Raw genomic sequence first — 18,574 nt, 5'->3', positions numbered from 1 at the left:
GAGGAGGAGCACTGATGTTACGGACGGTGGCCGTCAAACTGGCCCTGCTCGTCCCGGTGCTGTTCCTGGTCAGTGTGGGCACGTTCGTCCTGCTCCAGATGGGGCCGGGCGACCCCGCCGCGCAGGTGCTCGGCAACACCGGTACGCCCGCCGACTACCAGCGGATCCGGACCGAGATGGGGCTGGACCAGCCGCCGGTGCAGCGCTACCTCGAATGGCTCGGCGGTGTGCTGCGTGGCGACCTCGGCCAGAACCTGGTCCCGCCGATCGAAGACGTCTCCGACCGGCTGCTGCGGGCGTTCCCGGTGAACCTGCAGCTCGCCGCGATGGCCATCGTGCTGGCTCTGCTGATCGCCGTCCCGTTGGCGATGTGGTCGGCGTACCGGGCCGGCGGACTGGTCGACCGGTGGATCTCGGCCGGCACCATCGGCGTCATCTCGGTGCCGCCGTTCCTGGTCGGCCTGCTTCTGCTGCTGGTGTTCGCCATCCACCTGGACTGGTTCCCGCTGGGGCAGTGGTCCCGGCCGTCCGACGACGGTCTGGGCCAGAACCTGTGGCACGCCTTCCTGCCCGCGCTCACCCTGGCGTTGGCCGAGGCCCCGGTCTTCGCCCGGCTGCTGCGCGGCGACCTGGTCGCCACCCTGCAGGAGGACTTCATCCTGGCCGCGAAGGCCAAGGGCATGCCCGGCTGGCACATCATGCTCCGGGAGGCGCTGCGCCCCTCGTCGTTCTCGCTGATCACGCTGGCCGGGGTGAGCGCCGGCCGGCTGCTCGGCGGCACCATCATCGTCGAGGCGGTCTTCGTCCTGCCCGGGGTGGGCAACGTGATCATCAACGCCGCGCAGAGCAACGACTACAAGCTGGTGCAGGGCGGCGTACTGCTGATCGCGGTCATCTACCTGCTGCTGAACCTCACCGTCGACGTGCTGTACGGCTATCTGGACCCACGGATCCGGAGGCGGCATGCCTGAGCCCAGCCGTACCCGACGCCGTCGCACCGATGTCGCCTTCTGGCTCAGCCTCGGCTGGCTGGTCGCCCTCACCGGCTGCGCCCTGCTCGCCGACCTGCTGCCGCTGGGCAACGCCGACGACACCACCCAGACAATCGGGATCGCCGGCTACGCCCGCCCCGACCTGTTCTCGGCCAACCCGCTGGGCACCAACGGCTTCGGTCTCGACCTGCTGGCCCGGTCCATCTACGGAGCCCGGGTGAGTCTGCTGACCGTCGGCTGCACCGTGCTGGCCAGCCTGCTGATCGGCGGTGCGGTCGGCATGGTCGCCGGCTACTTCCGTGGCTGGGTGGACGTGGTGATCGGCGTCTTCGCCGACGCGGCCCTGGTGATCCCCGCACTTGTCCTGCTGATCGCCTTCGCCGCGGTGCTCGGCCCGCCCCGGACCGTGCCGGAGGCGGTGCTGAAGAGCGGTCTGGCCCTGGCCGTGGTCGGCATCCCGACGATGATCCGGCTGGCCCGGGCCAACACGCTGCTGTTCGCCCAACGGGAGTTCGTCACCGCCAGCCGGGCGATGGGCGCCCGGCACACCCGGATCCTGATCCGCGAACTGCTGCCCAACGTGGCACTGCCGCTGGTCTCCTACGCCTTCATCGTCGCCGCCGTGCTGATCGTCGCGGAGGGATCGCTGGCCTTCCTCGGCCTCGGGCTGCAGCAGCCCGCCCCGTCCTGGGGAAACATGATCGCCGAGGGTGGCCTGCGGGAGCTGCGCCGGCACCCGCACGTACCGCTGATCCCCGGGGTGTTCATGTTCCTCACCGTCTTCAGCCTGAACATCGTCGGGGAACGTGCCCGGGCCCGCTGGGATCCCCGGGACTCCCAGGTCTGACGGCAACGTCCGGGACCGGGCCGCCCTCGACCCGAGCAGCAGGAGGTACGTCATGCGGATGGACGAGTCGGCGTTCCGGCTGGACGGCCGGGTCGCCGCGGTCACCGGCGCCGGCAGCGGAATCGGCCAGGCGGTCGCACAGACCCTCGCCCGCGCCGGCGCCGCCGTGGTGGTCGCCGACATCGACGCCGAACGCGGCGCGGCGACCGTCGCCGACATCATCGCCGCCGGCGGTCGGGCCAGCTTCCAGTACACCGATGTCAGCCGTCGGGCCGACCTGGACGCCCTGGCCACCGCCGCCGTCGACCGGTACGGCGGCCTCGACGTCGCGTGCAACATCGCCGGCGTGCCGTCCCTGGTCCGCGAGCTGACCGAGGTCACCGGCGCGGACCTCGACGCCGAGTTCGCGATCAGTGTCAAGGGCGTGCTGTACGGCTGCCAGGCCGCCGCGACGGTGATGACGCGCCAGGGCCACGGGGCCATCGTCAACATCTCGTCGACCGCCGCCGATCTGCCCGCCGCCGGCTATGGGCTGTACCACCTCGGCAAACTCGCCGTCGTCGGGATGACCCGGACCCTCGCCCTGGAGCTCGGCCCGAAAGGGGTACGGGTCAACGCGATCGCGCCCGGTGCCACCCTGACCAATTTCAGCGCCCGCAACTTCACCGCCGCGGACGGCACCGTCGACGAGGAGCGGCGCAGCCAGTGGCTGGCCGGCATGGCTGCCCGCTCGCCGCTGAACATCGTCGGGGAGCCGCAGGACCAGGCGCTGCTGGTGCTCTATCTGGTCTCCGACGCCGCCCGGTTCGTCACCGGGCAGTTGATCCGGGCCAACGGCGGATGGTCGATGGGGTGACGTCGACCAGCGTCCACGGAAGGAATGCGATGACGTCCCGACCGGAGTTCGCCGCCCGTACCGCCGGGATGCGTCCGTCGAAGCTGCGGGAGCTGGTCGCGGCGGCGGCCCGGCCGTCCGCCGGCGACGTACCCGGGCCGGCGTTGCTGTCGCTCGGCGGCGGGCTGCCGCCGGCCGAGGCGTTCCCGGCGCGGGCGGTTGCCGCGGCGGCCGAGCGGGCGCTGGCCGGCTCCGCCGGCTCCGCCCTGCAGTACTCGGCCACCGAGGGCGACCCGGACCTGCTCGACCTGGTCGGTGCCGACCTGGCCGGCCGGCTGCGGCTGCCCGACCCGACCGGGCGGTTGCTGGTCACCACCGGTTCGCAGCAGGCGCTCGACCTGATCGGCAAGGTTCTGCTGGACCCCGGTGACGTGGCGGTGGTCGAGTCGCCGGCCTACGTCGGGGCGCTGCGGGCGTTGGCCGGATACCAGCCGAGGATAGTCGAGGTGCCGGTCGACGACGACGGGATGGACACCGAGGTGCTGGCCGGGCGGCTGCGGGCCGGGTTGCGGCCGAAGCTGTGCTACCTGGTGCCGAACTTCTCCAACCCGAGCGGACGCACCCTCACCGCGCGACGGCGTACCCGACTGGCGCAGCTCGCGGCCCGGTACGGCTTCCTCGTCGTCGAGGACGACCCGTACGGCCAGCTGCGGTTCGCCGGAGCGGACCTGCCGCCGGTCGCCGCCGACGACGCCGAGCAGGTGGTCTACCTCGGCAGCTTCTCCAAGCTGGTGGCACCCGGGCTGCGGGTCGGCTACCTGGCCGCACCGAGGTGGCTGCACCGGGCGCTGGCGGTGGCCAAGCAGGCGACCGATCTGAACTCCGCCGCGTTGAGCCAACGGCTGCTCGTCGAGCTGCTGGCCGATCCGGACTGGTTCGCCGGGCACCTGGCCGGGCTGCGGGACCTGTACCGGGTGCGGGCCGAAGCCCTGACCGGGGCGGTGGCCGACCAGCTGGTCGGTCGGCTGGCCACCCAGATGCCGGACGGCGGGATGTTCGTCTGGGCCGGCGTCCAGACCCCGGGGATCGACGCGTTGGCCCTGGCCCGTGCCGCCATGCGCCGGGCCGTCTCGGTGGTCCCGGGTAACGAGTTCTCACTGGCCGACGGCTACCCCCGGCACCTGCGCCTGTCGTTCAGCATGCTGGGCCCGGCGGGTCTGGTGGCCGCGGTCGACCGCCTCGGGGACGCTTTCGACGACCTGACGGCGTCCGGGTGAGTCCGGCAGTGCCGGACCCACCCGGATCCGCCGGCAACCCCGGATCCGCCTGCAGCGACCGGTCAGTCGGCCGGCTGGGCGGCGGTGGTGAACCGGGGCACCGGCCAGGTGGTCGGCGAGCTGGTGCTCCAGAGCACCTGGTGCACCCGTTCGCTGATTCGCCAGCCGTCGCCGGTGCGGACCAGCCGGTCGGCGTAGTGCAGTCCCCGGTGCACCACCTCGTGCCCGTCCGGCACCGGCCGGACCAGGTGGGCCACCGTGTACGAGCTGGCGACCGCCGAGTCGCCGTCGACCTCGACGGTGGCCGAGCCGACCACGTGCTGGCTGGCGGCCAGCCGGGCCAGCGGCGCCATGTGCGCGACGATGTGGCGCACCCCGCGCGGCAGCCGCTTGCCGGAGTACTCGGCCTGGGCGTCGTCGGTGAAGCAGCCGCCGACCGCCTCGAACTCACGCCGGTCGCAGCACTGCGCGTACCGGTTCAGCAACTCGACGATGGCCGCTCGGTCATCGGCGTATCCGGGCATCATGCACACCTTTCGATTGGGTGCCGCAGTTGCGCGGCACCGTCGACTCAAGAACGGGAGATCGGGTCATGGAAACGCTGACCGCCGACCGGCTGGCCATCGCCGACGTGGTGAACCGGTACTTCATGGCGATCGACAGCCGGGACTGGGACCGGCTGCGTGGCTGCTTCACCGATGACGTGGAGGGAATCTACGAAGGAGTACGGGTAGCCGGCGGGATCGACCGGATCATGGCGTTCTTCACCGGCCGGTCGCCGGTCCGGTTCCCCCTGGAGATCGTCGACCTGCGGGCGTCGATGCACTTCATCGGCAACCACTTCGCCGAGGTGACCGGCGACCGTGCGGTGGCGCAGACCTACGCCCAGGCCCACCTGATCGACCGGCCGGCCACCGGCCCCCGGATGCGCACCCGGGGTCTGCGCTACCTCGACGAACTGGTCCGGGTCGACGGCCGCTGGCTGATCAGCCGTCGGGAACACGTGCTGGACTGGATGCGCCGCGACGAGTTGCTGGTCGCGCCGGCCGCCGCGGACTGACCCGGCCGTCACGGCCGCGACCGGCCGGCGGTGGGTCCGTCGGCCGGTGCGTCCTGCGGGAAGTGGCAGGCGACGTACTGGTCCGGGCCGGTCTGGCGCAGCTGCGGCTCGGTGCGGGCGCAGACATCCGCCGCGCGGGGGCACCGGGTGCGGAACCGGCAGCCGCTCGGCGGGTCGAGTGCCGACGGCAGCTCGCCGCTGGTGCGGGCCGGTGCCGGGGAGCCGTCGTCCAGCTCCGGGATCGAGCGCAGCAGCAGCGCCGTGTACGGGTGGGCGGGACGGGCGAACAGCACGTCCGGCGATGCGACCTCGCAGATCTTGCCCAGGTACATCACCACGATCCGGTCGCTGACCCGCTTCACCACCGCCAGATCGTGGGCGACGAACAGCAGCGTCAGGCCGTACCGCTGTTTCATCTCCTCCAGCAGGTTGAGGATCTGGGCCTGCACCGAGACGTCCAGCGCGCTGACCGGTTCGTCGCAGAGCACCACGGCCGGTTCCAGCACCAGCGCGCGGGCGATGCAGACCCGCTGGCACTGCCCGCCGGAGAGCTCGTGCGGTCGTCGGTCGCCGACCAGCCGGGGGTCCAGCCCGACGGCGTCGAGGACCTCGTCCACCCGCCGACGGGCGGCGGGACCGCCCTCGCGGTGCCAGATCCGCAGACCTTCGGCGACGATGTCCCGGACGGTACGGCGGGGGTTGAGCGACGAGATCGGGTCCTGGAAGATCATCTGGAGTCGGGTGCGGGTGCGGCGCAGCCGCTCGCCGCGCAGCGACGTCAACTCGGTGCCGTCGAACCGGACCGATCCGCTGGTCGGCGGGGGCAGCTGCAGGATCGCCCGGCCGGTGGTGGACTTGCCGCAGCCCGACTCACCGACCAGGCCGACGGTCTCCCGGACCCGGGCGTCGAGGCTGATTCCGGAGACCGCCTGCACGCTGCGTCCCCGGCCGGCCGGGAACCGTACGGTCAGGTCCTCGACCCGCAGCACCACGTCGTCGGTGTCGCGCAGGTGTGCCTTGCCGGTACCGGCCATCACTGCACCGCCCCGTCGAGGGTGGACTGGTCGGTGCTGACCGGCCCGAGGTCGAGCCCGGCCCCGGTCCGGCCGGCGGCGAGGTTTTCGGCGAGCGCCCGGTCACCGGCGGCGGTGCCCACCGGGTAGAAACAGGCGTACCGGTGCCCGGGGTCGTCGACCAGACGCGGGTCCTCCTGCTGACACCGGGGCCGGGCCTGCCGGCAGCGGGGGGCGAAGCGGCAGCCGGGCGGTGGGTGCACCAGGTCGGGGGCGCCGCCGGCGATCACCTCCAGCGGGGTGTGGCTGGGCTGGTCGATCCGGGGGGTCGAGCGCAGCAGGGCCGCCGTGTACGGGTGCCGGGTGTGCCGGAACAGCTCGGCGGTCGGACCGATCTCGGCCACCCGTCCGGCGTACATGACCATGGTCCGGTCGGTGCGGCCGGACACCACGGCCAGGTCGTGGCTGATCAGGATCATCGCCATCCGCAGTTCGGTACGCAGCCGGGCGAGCAGGTCGAGGATCTCCTTCTGCACGGTCACGTCCAGCGCGGTGGTCGGCTCGTCGGCGATGAGCAGCTTGGGTGAGCAGGACAGCGCGATGCCGATCATGACGCGTTGCCGCATGCCGCCGGAGAGTTCGTGCGGGTACTGCCTCAGCCGTCGGACCGGCTCGCTGATGCCGACCTCGGCGAGCAGTTCGGCGGCGCGGGTGTCGGCGGTCCGTCTGCTGAGCCCGAGGTGGTGACGCATCGGCTCGGTGAGTTGCCGCCCGATGGTGCGCACCGGGTTGAGTGACGTCATCGGATCCTGGAACACCATGGCCACCTCGGCGCCCCAGAAGTGTCGGGCGGCGGCGCCTCGTCGGTCGCGTACCTCGTGGCCCTCGAACAGGATCCGACTTTCCGCCGCGACCTGCGCCTGCCGGGGCAGGATGTTCATGACGGTCCGGACCAGCACCGACTTGCCGGAGCCGGATTCGCCGACGACGCCGAGCGCCTCGCTGGGCGCGAGGGTGAAGGAGACCCCGTCGACGGCGCGCAGCACACCGCGCGGCGTCGAGAAGCTCGTGGCGAGGTTCTCGACGGCGAGCAACGGAGCCGGTTCATCGGATCGCACGTTGCCAGCCTAACAAGCGCTTGGTACTTTGAGCGAGACCCTGTTACCTGCCTGAAACGTGGAGACCCGATGACTGACGACGAACTCGACGAACTGATCGCCGTGGTCCAACTGCCCGAGCGGACCCCGGACACGGTCGAGCAGCGGGTGGCCCTCGCCGAGGACCACCGCCGGATCGCCGACCTGGTGATGCTCTACGGCTGGCTGTGCGACCGGCGCCGCTGGGACGACCTGCTGGAGTACTACACCGAGGACTTCGAGCGGCAGCTGCGCGGCACCCTGAACGAGACCGTCAAGGGCAAGGAGAAGCTCCGCGAGCTGTACTTCCGCCCGGTGCTGCCGCGCTCCGGCGACGCCGACGGGCCGCCGTCCGCCGACGTGATCAACACCTACGAACTGCGTCACCTCATCCACCCTCCGGTGATCCGGGTCGCCGACGACGGCCGCACCGCCTCGGTCGCCGCCGTGTACAGCCTCGTCGCGACCAGCGGCGACGGCCTGCGGTTTCGCCGGGGTGAGCACGAAGGTGCCTACCTGTTCGGCATGCGACGTGAGCCCGACGTCGGCTGGCGCTTCGCCACCATGGTCGTGATCAGCGAAAACGCCCGCAACCCCCTGTTTCAGAAAGGCTGACGCGATGCCCGGGAGGTTCACCGGAAAGGTGGCTCTGGTCACCGGAGCCGGCCGGGGAATCGGCCGGGCCACCGCGCTGCGGTTCGCCGCCGAAGGCGCGACGGTGGTCGTCAACGACATCAACCCCGACGGCATCGCCCAGACCCGGGCGGCCGCCGACGACCTGGCCGGCCGGGCGGTCGCCGGCCGGGCCGACGTCACCTCGGCCGACCAGGTGGCCGACCTGGTCGCCGAGGTAGCCGACCGGTACGGCCCGGTCGACATCCTGGTCAACAATGCCGGTGGAGCACTGCCCGGAGCCGCGTGGGCGGCGGTGGCCGACGCCAGCGTCGAGGACTGGAGCGGTTTCCTCGCCCTGAACCTCACCTCGGCGTTCCTCTGCGCCCGGGCCGTACTGCCCGGCATGCTGGCCGCCGGGCGCGGGCACATCGTCGGCATCGGCTCGATCTCCGGCACCAACGGTCAGGTCAACGGTGCGGCCTACGCCGCCGCGAAGGCGGGGATGAGCGCCCTGATCGCCTCGATCGCCAAGGAGTACGGACCCCGTGGCGTCTCGTCGAACGGGATCGTCGTCGGCAACGCGCCGTTTCCCAACCGGACCCCGGACCGCCAGCAGCATCTGGACCGGGCGGTACACCTGGGCCGGGTCGGCGGGTACGACGAGTTCGCCGCGGCCATCGCCTTCCTGTGCTCGGAGGACTCGTCATACCTGTCCGGGGCGATGATCCCGGTCGACGGCGGGTTCCACCGGTCCAACTTGTTGTGACGCGTCGGCGGGTACCACCGGCGACCCGGCCGGCGGTATCCACCGAATAGTCCACCAGGGACACCGAACGCTGGAATGTCGTCCCCCCGTGCCATGATCGCAGACCGTAGTCTGGCGGACATGGCCCTTGGACGCCACCGGCAGTGGCTGACCGCGCTGCGCTCCTGGGTGAAGGTCGGCGCGGACCAACCGTTGCTGCCGGTGGTGCGCCGGGCTTTCCTGGCCTTTCTGCTGGCCTGCCTGGCCACCGTCATTCCACAGTGGCTCATCTCACCGGTGGTCGAGCCGAACCGGTCCTGGCCGGTGCTACCCGCCGTCGCCGTCCTGGCGGTACTCGCCGTGCGGCTGTACCGGCGGGAACAGCCGACGATCGCCCACGACCTGGTCGCCGCCGTCGCCGTCGGTGTGGTGATCTGGGCGGTCGGGGCGCTACCGGCCGGTGGGGTGCTGTTCGTCGGCACCGCGCTGCGCGCGCTCTACGGCGGCCTGCCCACCGCGGTGCTCTCGGTCGGGTTCACCCTCGCGGCGATGACCACCGGCGTGCTCGCCGCCGGCGGCACGCTGGCCGAGGTGCAGCTCGGCCAGTACGGCCCCGGCCTGCTGCTGTCGTCGTTGGCGCTGCGTCTGGTGCTGGTCGCGGTCCGCCGGTACGAGGCCGGCACCGCCGCCCGGTTCGAGGCGGTCGTCCGGTCGTCGCGCGACGTGATCGTGCTGACCGGCCGGGACACCACGGTCAGCTACCTGAGCCCGGCGGCGGTGGACGTGTTCGGCCTCGCCGACGGGCTGCCCGGTGACCGGCTGCTCTCCTGGATCGTCCCGGCGGACCGGCCGGCGGCCGACAGGTGGCTTACGCGGTTGCTCGATGAGGCCGGTGCGGCGGCGACGCTGCAGTGCCGGGTCCCGGTCCTGGACGCCGACCAGCCGGCCACGGTCGAGATCAGCGGGCAGAACCTGCTGCACGATCCGAACGTACGCGGGCTGTTGTTCGCCGTTCGGGACGTCACCGAGCGGGTACGGCTCACCGAGCGGCTGCGTCACCAGGCCTACCACGATCCGCTGACCGGACTGCCCAACCGGGCCCTGCTACGGGAACGGCTGGCCGCGGCGCTCGGCACCACCACCACCGACGTGGCGCTTCTGCTGCTCGACATCGACGCCTTCAAAGTGGTCAACGACGCTCTCGGCCACCAGGCGGGCGACGAGCTGCTGGTCGCGGTCGCCGGCCTGCTACGGCACCAGCTGGCGGCCACCGACCTGCTGGCTGCCCTCGGCGGTGACGAGTTCGCCGTGCTGTTGACCGCCGAGCGGGCCGCCGCCCGCGACGCCGAGCGGATCGCCGACGATCTGTTGGCGGTCTTCGACCGGCCGATCGAGGTGGCCGGCCACCTGCGGTTGGTCTCCGCCCGGGTCGGCATCGCGATCGGCGACGGCGACGCCGACACCGACCGGCTGATGCGCGAGGCCGACATCGCGCTGCAGATCGCCAAGGCCGCGCCCCGGGCCCGCCGGGTGCGCTACCGCACCGAACTGCACCAGCCTGCGGTCGACCGGATACGCCTGCAGGTGGAGGCCCAGGACGCGCTGTCACGGCGCGAGTTCGTCCTGCACTACCAGCCGATCCACACGCTGTCGGACGGTGCGGTACGTGGAGTGGAGGCGTTGGTCCGGTGGCGTCACCCGCAGCGCGGAATGGTCCGGCCGGACCAGTTCATCCCGCTGGTCGAGGGCAGTGGCCTGATCGTGCCACTCGGCCGCTGGATCCTCGGCGAGGCCTGTGTCACCGGTGCCGGATGGCAGCGACTCAGTGGCCGACCGTTGCAGATCAACGTCAATGTCAGCGTGCGCCAGTTCATGCTGGGCGACGTGGTCGCGGACGTGCTGGCCGCGTTGGAACGCTCCGGTCTGCCGCCGGCCACGCTGACCCTGGAGATGACCGAGAGCGTCCTGGCCACCGAGCACGACGCGATCGAGTCGCAGCTGTCCGCGCTGCGTCGACTCGGCGTGCGGATCGCCCTGGACGACTTCGGCACCGGATTCAGCTCCCTCGGCCACCTGCACCGCTATCCGATCGACGAGTTGAAGATCGACAAGATGTTCGTGGGCCGGATCGGCGCCGAGGATCCGACCTGCCTGCCGGTGGTCCGGGCGATCCTGGCGATGAGCCGGGGGCTGCGGCTCAGCACGGTGGCCGAGGGGATCGAGAACGACGACCAGCGGGCCGAGCTGACCGCGATGGGCTGCGAGTTCGGTCAAGGGTTCGGCCTGTCCCGGCCGGTGGAGGAGCCGGCCCTGCGGGCCCTGCTGCGCCGGTCCGCGGTGTCGTAGCCGGCCCGGACTGAGACCAGCGTGTGTCAGGTGTCGGGTTCAGACCAGGGTGTCGGCGAGGGTCTCCGGGGCGAACAGCTCCGCCGGGTCCAGCCGCCGCCGGGCCAGGCCCTGTTCGTGCGAGTAGCGCAGGAACGTCTCCAGCACCGTCCGGTTGGGTTCGACGCCGTACGGCCAGAAGTCGTCGCCCAGCAGCGCCGCCGCCTCCTCGGCGGCCGGCACCACCCACGGCAGGCTGACCTTCAACGCGGTCACCTCCCGTAGCTCGGCGTAGACCCGGTCCTTCGCCTCGGTGAACGCGTCCAGCAGCGCCCTGGCCAGCCACCGGTGCCGCTGGTAGACGTCGCGTCGCAGCACCACCGTGTGCATGATCGGGAAGATGCCGGTGGCCCGCAGGTACGCCCGTTCGGCGGCGGCCGGGTCGGCGAACAGCCGCCGGACCCGGTCCGGGCCGCCGGCCGGCTCGAACGACCGGGGTGCCCGGGCGGTGTACAGGGCATCGATCGCGCCGGTACGCAGCAGCCCGTCGAGCGTCTCGTCCGCGCCGATCGGCCGTACGTCGAACCGGTCCGGCAGGTCCAGCCGCAGCTTCTCCTGCCGGCCGGCGTGGTGCAGACCGCCAGTGCGGTACCTGACCCCGTCCACCGGCAGCCCGTGGTGCTCGGCCAGGATGCCGCGGATCCACACGGCCGCGGTCATCTGGTACTCGGGGATCCCGACGGTGCGGCCGGCCAGCTCGGCCGGGTCGCGGACCGTCGACGACGGCGCCAGGTAGATCGAGCCGTGCCGGAACACCCGCGACGGGAAGACCGGGATCGCCACGAACGGCGGTTCGTCGGCGAACAGCGACAGCACGTACGACGACAGGGACATCTCGGCGACGTCGAACTCCTGCCAGCGCAGCATCCGGAAGAAGGTCTCCTCCGGTGGCAGCGGCAGGTAGGTCAGGTCCACGCCGGTCGGCCGGACGGTGCCCTCCCGCAGTGCCCGGGTGCGGTCGTAGTCCCAGCAGGCCAGGCTGATCGGCAGCCGGTGCGCCATGGTGCCTCCGATCCTCGTACCGATTCGCGTACTCCTCAGTGGAATGCCGCACCACCGTCGACGTTGACCGTCTGCCCGGTGATGAAATCGCTGTCCGGCCCGGCCAGGAAGGCGACCACGCCGACCAGATCGGCCGGCACCTGCCGCCGTTTGATCGCCTGGCCGGCGACGATCGCCGCCTCCTGCTCCGGGGTGACGGTGGCCCGTGGAATCTCGGTCCGGGTGGCGCCCGGGGTGACCGCGTTGACCCGTACCCCGGCCGGGCCCAGTTCGGTGGCCAGTGCCCGGGTCATCCCGATCAGCGCCGCCTTCGAGGTGACGTAGTGCAGATAGTGCGGCCGGCCGATCCACACCGTGGCCGACGAGATGTTGACCACCTTGCCGTAGCCGGCCCGGCGCATCACCGGTGCCACCGCCCGGGTGCACAGGAACGGTCCGCGCACGTTGACCGCCATCACCAGGTCCCACTCGGCCGGGTCGATCTCCTCGAACAGGCGCATCGCCAGGGTGGAGAAGATCGCCGCGTTGTTGACCAGGACGTCGATCCCGCCGTACGCGTCGGTGCCGCGCCGGACCATCGCCGCCACGCTGTCCGGGTCGGCGACGTCGACCTCGACGGCGAGCGCGCCGTCGCCGATCTCGGCGGCAACGGCGGTGGCTGCGGCCATGTTGCGGTCGGCCACCACCACCCGCGCCCCGTCAGCGGCCAGCCGGTGCGCGAAGGCCCGGCCGAGCCCTTGTCCGCCGCCGGTGACGATGGCCACCCGGCCGGTCAGCCGGTCAGCCATCGCCGAGCCGGGACAGTTCGGTACGGGCGTCCATCGGCTGCCACCACGGCTCGACACCCAGGTCGCGGGCGATCACCCCGGCGGCGATGTACCCGGCGCCGCCGCTGATCGCCCCGTTGGGATGGCAGGCCGAGCCGGCCAGGTAGAGGTTCGGCAGCGGGGTGCGGTAGCCGAAGTGGTTGTGCAGCACCTGGTCCGCGCTGAGCGCCCCCATGAAGATGTCGCCGTGCCGCATGTTGATCAGCTCCTGGGCGTACTCGTACGCGGTGTAGGTGTATGAGCCCAGCACGGTGGCGTCGGTCAGGTTGGGCGCGTACTCCCGCCACCTGTCCATGATCGACGCGGCCATGTCGCCCTGCATGCGGCGCAGGTTCTCGTGGTCGCCGTCGGGCGCCCACGGCACCACGTGCCAGGCGTACGCGGTGTGCTTGCCCGGCGGCGCCTGGCTCGGGTCGAGCACGCTCAGCGCCCCGGCGCCGAACTGGACGTTGCTCGGTACCCGACCGTTGTCCACGTCGTCGTGCGCGGCCATCAGGCTGGCGATGGTCTCCGAGCCGATGTTGTATTTCAGCGCCCCGTTCACGTGCGGGTCGAAGGCCGCCGAGGTGTACGCCGGGGCCTCGTCGAGCGCCAGGTGCAGGCCGAACAACGTCCAGCCGGTGTAGTGGAACTTGTCCAGCCGGGCCAGGTAGTCGGCGGGCAGTTGATCGCGGCCGATCAACGTCTCCAGGGTCTGGTGCAGGTCCAGGGTGCTGGCCACGAACTGCCGGGCGCGCATCGAGCGCCCGTCGGCGAGCTCGATGCCGGTGGCCCGGCCGCCCTCGACGACGATCCGCTCTACGTGTGCCTGGTTGACGAAGTGCCCGCCGGCGGCGATGAACTCCTCCATCAGCCCACGGGCCAGGTTCCAGCTGCCGCCGGCGCACAGCTCGTAGCCGGTGGTCAGGTCGAAGGCGCGGATCAGTGAGCCGAGCGGGCTGTGCGTGCCGAGCGTCTCGTGCAGCACGGTGCCGAACAGTGACAGCTTGAACAGGAACAGCACCTTGACCCGCTCGTCGGTGAACAGTTCCTCGACCACCTCGCCGGGTTGCCGCCGGGTCAGCTCCAGGAAGTCGCGACCCAACGCGGTACGGCCGAGCAGCTCGTCGCGGTCGGCCGGGCTCAGCGGCTCGCTGAACCGCTCCCGCAGGAAGATCCGCTGGGTCATCTCCTCGGCCTTGGCGTTCCACTCGCGGAACGTGTCGGCGTCGGCCTTGCTGAACCGGCCGATGCTGGCCAGCGTCTCGTCGAGGTCGCGGGAGAAGACCAGCGCGCTGCCGTCGCGGTGCGGTTGGGCGAACTCGTACCGTGGGGTCAGGTAGCGCACCCGGGCGGACAGCCCCAGGTCACGGAACCACGGCGTCGAGGTGACGCTGAAGTGGTTGATCGAGTGCAGGTTGTGCTGGAAGCCGGGCAGGGTGCGTTCCTCGGTGCTCAGCCCGCCGCCGTGGCGCAGCCGCCGCTCGACCAGGAGCACCCGCAGCCCGGCCCGGGCCAGGTAGGTGCCGAGGATCAGGCCGTGCTGGCCGGCCCCGATGATGATGCCGTCGTAGGTGTCGGCCGGGTGGTCAGTGGTCGCCACGGTCGCCTCCTCGTGGGTCGTTCGTCGGTCCCAGGTGGACGGTTACCGACTTGGGCTGGGTGAACGAATGCAGTTCCTCGACGCTCTCCTCGCTGCCGAGGCCGGAGTCCTTGACCCCGCCGAACGGCAGGCCGGCGAAGTGCCGGGACGCGGTGTTGATCCACACGTAGCCGGCGTCGACCGACCGGGCCCAGCGGTGCGCCCGACCGACGTCGTCGGTCCAGACACTCGCGGTCAGTCCGTACGGCGAGTCGTTGACCATCCGTAGCGCCTCCCGCTCGTCGTCGAACGGGGTGACGCAGAGCACCGGCCCGAAGATCTCCTCGCGGGCCAGCGGGTTGTCCGGCGGCACGTCGACGAAGACGGTCGGCTCCACGTACGCGCCGGGCCCGGCGGGCAGGCCACCGCCGGTGGCCACGGTCAGCCCGGCATCGCGGCCCTGCCGCAGGAATCCGGCGATCCGGTCCCGGTGGGCGGCGGAGACCATGGTGCCCATCTCGGTGGCCGGGTCCAGCGGATCCCCGACCCGGACGGCGCGGGTGCCGGCCACCACCCGCTCGACCACCTCGTCGGCGAGCGAGCGGTGCACCAGCAGCCGGGAAGTGGAGCCGCAGGACTGCCCGCCGGTCCAGTGGAAGTTCATCCCGGCGACCGCGCCGGCGCTGGCGGCGGCGACGTCGGCGTCGGCCAGGATCACCATCGGGTTCTTGCCGCCGAGCTCCAGCGACACCTGTTTGACGCCGTGCGCGGCGGCGGTGCGCAGCACCGCCTGGCCGGTGCCGGTGCTGCCGGTGAACGCGATCCGCCGCACCAGCGGGTGGCCGACCAGCGCCGGCCCGACGGTGGCGCCGTCGCCGGTCAGCACCGCCAGCACCCCGGCCGGCAGCAGGTCGGCGACCAGTTCACCGAAGCGCAGCGCGGACAGCGGCGTCTGGTCGGGGGCCTTGAGCACCACCGAGTTGCCGGCCAGCAGCGGCGCCGCGACCCGGGAGGCGGCGAACATGACCGGATGGTTGTACGGCACGATCCGGGCGACCACGCCGTACGGCCGTCGGGTGGTGTAGTGCAGATGGTCGTCGTCGCCGGGCACGGTCCGGCCGCCCAGCTGGTCGGCCCAGTCGGCGAACCGGTCCAGCAGCTCGGCGGCGAGGTCGACGTCGGCGGTCATCGCGGTCACCGGGTTGCCGCCGTCGGCGGCGTCGAGGTGACCGAGTTCGGCGCGGTGCGCGCGCAGCACGTCGGCCATCGCCCGCAGTACGGCGGCCCGGTGCCGGGGCGGGGTGTCCGCCCACTGCGGTTGCGCGGCGTGCCCGGCCCGTACGGCCCGGTCGACGTCGGCGACGGTGGCGGCGGGTGCCCGGCCGAGCACCGCGCCGGTGGCCGGTGACCGGGTCGGGGTCGCCCCGCCGTCGCCGGCCGGGACCAGCCGACCGTCGATCAGTAGGTGCCAGTCGCGTCCGGGGTCCGGGATCATCGCGCCTCGTTTCGGCTCGTCGTCGGGGTGGCGGTCGGCGCGTCCGCCGCCGTGGCGGCGCTGGCGCTGGCGCGTGCGGCGGGGCTCGCGGCAGGCGAGGAGCCCCGCTGCGCGGGGGTGTGGCCGAAGAGCCAGTCGGTGGACCGGTAGTCGGTCGGTCCGCGATGGGCCAGCGCGTCGTCGCGCAGCGCGGCGGCGACGCCGTCGACGTGCCAGATGTCGCCCCAGGTACGGGCGTTGCGCTGCACCCGGGCGGTGCGGGGTGCCCGTTCGCGGACGAACTCCCGAAGTGCGAGGTGGACCGGGGCGTCGGCGCCGATCGACCCGGCGGGCAGGTGCCGGGTGACGGCGGCGGCGAGCGCGGCGGCATCCTCCAACGCCTGGCAGGCACCCTGGGCCAGGTACTGCAGCATCGGATGGGCGGCGTCGCCGAGCAGGGTGACCCGGCCGCCGTGTACCCAGTCGGCGATCGGCGTCCGGTCGTACATCGGCCACCGCTGGTCGGTCCGGATCGCCTGGACGGCGGTCCGCACGTGCGGGCAGGCCCGGGAGAACGCCTCCCGCAGCTCGGCCGGGCCGCCCCAGTCCGGGTCGCCCTGCCGGTACCGTTCGCTGCGGAACACCGCGACCTGGTTGTAGTAGCTGCCGCCGCGCAGGGCGTACTGCACGAAGTGCATCCCGGGGCCGATGAAGGCGACCACGTCGGACAGGTCGGCGGTCCGGCTGGCCTGCTCGATCGGGATGGCGCCCCGGTAGGCGACGTAGCCGCTGCATTCCGGTTCGTCGGCGCTGACCAGGGCGCGGAACCGGGAGTGCAGGCCGTCGGCGGCGACGACCGCGCGGGCCCGGTAACGCTGCCCGCCGGCGCAGTCGATCTCGACGGCGTCCGGGCCGGGCCGGACCGCGGTCACCTCGCGGTCGGGTTCGAGTACCGCGCCGGCCTCGGCGGCCCCGGCGAGCAGCAGGTCGAGCAGGTCACGGCGGTGCGCGACGACGTACGGGGCCAGGTAGCGGTCGGTGAACGGCCCGGTGAGGTCGAGTCGGTTCAGCTCCCGGCCGGTGCGGGCGTCGGCGAGGACCAGGTGTCGGGGCGCCAGCCCGGCGGTGATCAACCGGTCGAGCAGGCCCCATTCGCGCAGCAGCCGGGTGGCGTTGGGGGCGAGCTGGATGCCGGCACCGACCTCGCCGAAGGCGGCGGCCCGTTCCAGCACCCGGACCTGCCGCCCGGCGCGGGCCAGGGCGAGAGCGGTGCCGAGCCCGCCGATGCCGCCACCGACCAGGATGAACTCGTCGGTCTGCCCGTCGCTGGCCGTCAACGTGCCTCCTGGTGGGTGTGGGCCGGGCCGGTCTGCGGACGCGGGCCGGCCGAGGTTGCCCGACGCTAACCCCGCTTCTGTTCAGAAGAATCTGCGTCGAGCGGCGTTTCTGGTCAGCAGAACGGCCGCCGGTTGCCGGACTGCCGGTCGGGCCGACCATGGCGTACCAAGCGCTTGTTAGGGTACGCTGCCCGCCATGTCGCCCCGAGACTCCGCCACCCCGCAGGCCGTGATCGTCGCCGCCGCCCGCTCGCCGATCGGCCGGGCGCGCAAGGGCTCGCTCGCCACGCTGCGCCCCGACGACCTCGCCGTGGACATCACCCGGGCCGCGCTGGCCCAGGTGCCCGCCCTGGACCCGGCGCAGGTGCAGGACGTCCTGCTCGGGTGCGCCCAGCCGGCCGGCGAACACGGCCACAACCTGGCCCGGATGGTCGCCGTCGGGTTGGGCCTGGACGGCACCCCCGGCACCACCGTGCAGCGCTACTGCGCCTCGTCGGTGCAGACCACCCGGATGGCCTTCCACGCGATCCGGGCCGGGGAGGGCGAGGTCTTCATCTCCGCCGGGGTGGAGATGGTCTCCCGGTACGAGGCCGGCAAGTCGGACAATCTGCCGGGCACCCGCAACGAGCGGTACGCGGCCGCCGGTGCCCGCAGCGCGGCGCGCGCCGCCGGCGACGGTGGGCGGTGGCAGGACCCCCGGGACACCGGGGTGCCGCCGGATCCGTACATCGCGATGGGGGAGACCGCCGAGAACGTCGCGCAGGTGTACGGGGTGAGCCGGGCCGACCAGGACGAGTTCGCGGTGCGCAGCCAGAACCTGGCCGAGCAGGCGATCGCCGACGGCTTCTACGCCCGCGACATCACCCCGGTGACGTTGCCGGACGGCACCGTCGTCGACCGCGACGACGGCCCCCGCCCCGGAGTGCGGTTGGCGTCGGTCGCCGCGCTCAAGCCGGTGTTCCGCCCGGACGGCACGGTCACCGCCGGGAACTGCTGCCCGCTCAACGACGGTGCCGCCGCTCTGGTGGTGATGAGCGCCGCCCGGGCCGCCGAGCTGGGCGTCACCCCGCTGGCCCGGATCGTGGCCACCGGTGTCTCCGCGCTCAGTCCGGAGATCATGGGTCTCGGCCCGGTGGAGGCGACCCGGCGGGCGTTGGGGCACGCCGGGCTGACCATCGGCGACATCGACCTGGTGGAGATCAACGAGGCCTTCGCCGCCCAGGTGCTGCCCTGCGTGCGGCTGCTCGGCATCGATCCCGACCGGGTGAACGTCAACGGCGGGGCGATCGCGGTGGGTCACCCGTTCGGGATGACCGGTGCCCGGATCACCACCGGCCTGATCCGGGCGCTGCGCGAACGTGACCGGCAGTTCGGGCTGGTCACCATGTGCGCGGCCGGTGGTCAGGGAATGGCGATGGTGATCGAGCGGGCGAGCTGAACCCGGGCTGGCCAACCAATCAAGCGCTTG

At 72.4% G+C, this 18,574-nt stretch carries 17 protein-coding genes; 9 read left to right on the top strand and 8 right to left on the bottom strand.

Annotation, left to right across the window (positions count from 1 at the left end; translation table 11 throughout):
• Positions 1 to 14: 14 nt before the first annotated feature.
• The 4 genes from EDC02_RS13310 to EDC02_RS13295 are packed head-to-tail and all read left to right on the top strand — an operon-like array spanning position 15 to position 3,951.
• Complete coding sequence (locus EDC02_RS13310) at positions 15 to 971, top strand: ABC transporter permease (RefSeq protein WP_123602225.1); 957 nt, start codon at positions 15 to 17, stop codon at positions 969 to 971.
• Positions 964 to 1,839 carry an ABC transporter permease gene (locus EDC02_RS13305; RefSeq protein ID WP_123602224.1) on the top strand — a complete coding sequence of 292 codons (876 nt, stop codon included), beginning with the start codon at positions 964 to 966 and terminating at the stop codon, positions 1,837 to 1,839. The genes EDC02_RS13310 and EDC02_RS13305 overlap by 8 nt, the downstream gene beginning before the upstream one ends.
• Before the next feature lie 52 nt (positions 1,840 to 1,891).
• Entirely contained in the window at positions 1,892 to 2,695 is an 804-nt protein-coding gene (locus EDC02_RS13300) for an SDR family NAD(P)-dependent oxidoreductase (protein WP_199757629.1), read from the top strand.
• Positions 2,696 to 2,724: 29 nt separating this feature from the next.
• A complete protein-coding gene (locus EDC02_RS13295) occupies positions 2,725 to 3,951 on the top strand; it encodes a PLP-dependent aminotransferase family protein (RefSeq protein ID WP_158632187.1) in 1,227 nt (408 codons plus the stop codon).
• Between the two features lie 62 nt (positions 3,952 to 4,013).
• Here EDC02_RS13295 and EDC02_RS13290 read toward each other — a convergent pair whose 3' ends face one another.
• Positions 4,014 to 4,478 (bottom strand): nuclear transport factor 2 family protein, encoded by a 465-nt coding sequence (locus tag EDC02_RS13290; RefSeq protein ID WP_123602222.1) that lies wholly within the window; start codon positions 4,476 to 4,478, stop codon positions 4,014 to 4,016.
• A 65-nt stretch (positions 4,479 to 4,543) separates the two neighbouring features.
• On the opposite strand from EDC02_RS13290, the gene EDC02_RS13285 reads away from it, so the two are divergent.
• Complete coding sequence (locus EDC02_RS13285; RefSeq protein ID WP_123602221.1) at positions 4,544 to 5,011, top strand: nuclear transport factor 2 family protein; 468 nt, start codon at positions 4,544 to 4,546, stop codon at positions 5,009 to 5,011.
• An 8-nt stretch (positions 5,012 to 5,019) separates the two neighbouring features.
• On the opposite strand, the gene EDC02_RS13280 is transcribed toward EDC02_RS13285, so the two are convergent.
• Together EDC02_RS13280 and EDC02_RS13275 are read right to left on the bottom strand one after the other, a co-directional pair.
• The gene (locus EDC02_RS13280) at positions 5,020 to 6,045 is read right to left on the bottom strand and encodes an ABC transporter ATP-binding protein (protein ID WP_123602220.1); all 1,026 of its coding nucleotides are present in this window, start codon (positions 6,043 to 6,045) and stop codon (positions 5,020 to 5,022) included.
• Positions 6,045 to 7,142 (bottom strand): ABC transporter ATP-binding protein, encoded by a 1,098-nt coding sequence (locus tag EDC02_RS13275; RefSeq protein ID WP_123602219.1) that lies wholly within the window; start codon positions 7,140 to 7,142, stop codon positions 6,045 to 6,047. The genes EDC02_RS13280 and EDC02_RS13275 overlap by 1 nt, the downstream gene beginning before the upstream one ends.
• A gap of 69 nt (positions 7,143 to 7,211) precedes the next feature.
• On the opposite strand from EDC02_RS13275, the gene EDC02_RS13270 reads away from it, so the two are divergent.
• The 3 genes from EDC02_RS13270 to EDC02_RS13260 all read left to right on the top strand — a co-directional run bounded on the left by EDC02_RS13270 (position 7,212) and on the right by EDC02_RS13260 (position 10,866).
• On the top strand, positions 7,212 to 7,775 hold the full coding sequence (locus EDC02_RS13270; protein WP_123602218.1) for a nuclear transport factor 2 family protein: 564 nt from the start codon (positions 7,212 to 7,214) through the stop codon (positions 7,773 to 7,775).
• A gap of 4 nt (positions 7,776 to 7,779) precedes the next feature.
• Entirely contained in the window at positions 7,780 to 8,541 is a 762-nt protein-coding gene (locus EDC02_RS13265) for an SDR family NAD(P)-dependent oxidoreductase (protein WP_123602217.1), read from the top strand.
• Positions 8,542 to 8,661: 120 nt separating this feature from the next.
• Positions 8,662 to 10,866, top strand: coding sequence for a bifunctional diguanylate cyclase/phosphodiesterase (locus EDC02_RS13260; RefSeq protein WP_158632186.1), 2,205 nt, complete (start codon positions 8,662 to 8,664; stop codon positions 10,864 to 10,866).
• 39 nt (positions 10,867 to 10,905) lie between these two features.
• Here EDC02_RS13260 and EDC02_RS13255 read toward each other — a convergent pair whose 3' ends face one another.
• The 5 genes from EDC02_RS13255 to EDC02_RS13235 are packed head-to-tail and all read right to left on the bottom strand — an operon-like array spanning position 10,906 to position 17,106.
• Positions 10,906 to 11,907 carry an ABC transporter substrate-binding protein gene (locus EDC02_RS13255; RefSeq protein ID WP_123602215.1) on the bottom strand — a complete coding sequence of 334 codons (1,002 nt, stop codon included), beginning with the start codon at positions 11,905 to 11,907 and terminating at the stop codon, positions 10,906 to 10,908.
• Between the two features lie 35 nt (positions 11,908 to 11,942).
• Positions 11,943 to 12,695, bottom strand: coding sequence for an SDR family NAD(P)-dependent oxidoreductase (locus EDC02_RS13250; RefSeq protein ID WP_123602214.1), 753 nt, complete (start codon positions 12,693 to 12,695; stop codon positions 11,943 to 11,945).
• Positions 12,688 to 14,316 (bottom strand): NAD(P)/FAD-dependent oxidoreductase, encoded by a 1,629-nt coding sequence (locus EDC02_RS13245; protein WP_123602213.1) that lies wholly within the window; start codon positions 14,314 to 14,316, stop codon positions 12,688 to 12,690. Before EDC02_RS13245 ends, EDC02_RS13250 begins: the two co-directional genes overlap by 8 nt.
• On the bottom strand, positions 14,303 to 15,790 hold the full coding sequence (locus tag EDC02_RS13240) for an aldehyde dehydrogenase family protein (RefSeq protein ID WP_123602212.1): 1,488 nt from the start codon (positions 15,788 to 15,790) through the stop codon (positions 14,303 to 14,305). The genes EDC02_RS13245 and EDC02_RS13240 overlap by 14 nt, the downstream gene beginning before the upstream one ends.
• On the bottom strand, positions 15,787 to 17,106 hold the full coding sequence (locus tag EDC02_RS13235) for an FAD-dependent monooxygenase (RefSeq protein ID WP_123602211.1): 1,320 nt from the start codon (positions 17,104 to 17,106) through the stop codon (positions 15,787 to 15,789). The genes EDC02_RS13240 and EDC02_RS13235 overlap by 4 nt, the downstream gene beginning before the upstream one ends.
• A gap of 187 nt (positions 17,107 to 17,293) precedes the next feature.
• Here EDC02_RS13235 and EDC02_RS13230 point away from each other — a divergent pair, with 187 nt between their 5' ends.
• Positions 17,294 to 18,544: an acetyl-CoA C-acetyltransferase gene (locus tag EDC02_RS13230; RefSeq protein WP_370461533.1), complete on the top strand. Its 1,251-nt coding sequence runs from the start codon at positions 17,294 to 17,296 to the stop codon at positions 18,542 to 18,544.
• The last annotated feature ends 30 nt before the right edge of the window (positions 18,545 to 18,574 follow it).

Source organism: Micromonospora sp. Llam0 (genome assembly GCF_003751085.1).
Classification (GTDB): domain Bacteria; phylum Actinomycetota; class Actinomycetes; order Mycobacteriales; family Micromonosporaceae; genus Micromonospora_E.
Note: the sequence above shows the minus strand (reverse complement) of the source record. Positions and strands in the feature narration are given on the sequence as shown.

What these genes read in the sequence shown, in the direction of transcription:
- EDC02_RS13310 (WP_123602225.1), top strand. Translation starts at nt 15, where the DNA reads ATGTTACGGACGGTGGCCGTCAAACTGGCCCTGCTCGTCCCGGTGCTG.
- EDC02_RS13305 (WP_123602224.1), top strand. Translation starts at nt 964, where the DNA reads ATGCCTGAGCCCAGCCGTACCCGACGCCGTCGCACCGATGTCGCCTTC.
- EDC02_RS13300 (WP_199757629.1), top strand. Translation starts at nt 1,892, where the DNA reads ATGCGGATGGACGAGTCGGCGTTCCGGCTGGACGGCCGGGTCGCCGCG.
- EDC02_RS13295 (WP_158632187.1), top strand. Translation starts at nt 2,725, where the DNA reads ATGACGTCCCGACCGGAGTTCGCCGCCCGTACCGCCGGGATGCGTCCG.
- EDC02_RS13290 (WP_123602222.1), bottom strand. Translation starts at nt 4,478, where the DNA reads ATGATGCCCGGATACGCCGATGACCGAGCGGCCATCGTCGAGTTGCTG.
- EDC02_RS13285 (WP_123602221.1), top strand. Translation starts at nt 4,544, where the DNA reads ATGGAAACGCTGACCGCCGACCGGCTGGCCATCGCCGACGTGGTGAAC.
- EDC02_RS13280 (WP_123602220.1), bottom strand. Translation starts at nt 6,045, where the DNA reads ATGGCCGGTACCGGCAAGGCACACCTGCGCGACACCGACGACGTGGTG.
- EDC02_RS13270 (WP_123602218.1), top strand. Translation starts at nt 7,212, where the DNA reads ATGACTGACGACGAACTCGACGAACTGATCGCCGTGGTCCAACTGCCC.
- EDC02_RS13265 (WP_123602217.1), top strand. Translation starts at nt 7,780, where the DNA reads ATGCCCGGGAGGTTCACCGGAAAGGTGGCTCTGGTCACCGGAGCCGGC.
- EDC02_RS13260 (WP_158632186.1), top strand. Translation starts at nt 8,662, where the DNA reads ATGGCCCTTGGACGCCACCGGCAGTGGCTGACCGCGCTGCGCTCCTGG.
- EDC02_RS13255 (WP_123602215.1), bottom strand. Translation starts at nt 11,907, where the DNA reads ATGGCGCACCGGCTGCCGATCAGCCTGGCCTGCTGGGACTACGACCGC.
- EDC02_RS13250 (WP_123602214.1), bottom strand. Translation starts at nt 12,695, where the DNA reads ATGGCTGACCGGCTGACCGGCCGGGTGGCCATCGTCACCGGCGGCGGA.
- EDC02_RS13240 (WP_123602212.1), bottom strand. Translation starts at nt 15,790, where the DNA reads ATGATCCCGGACCCCGGACGCGACTGGCACCTACTGATCGACGGTCGG.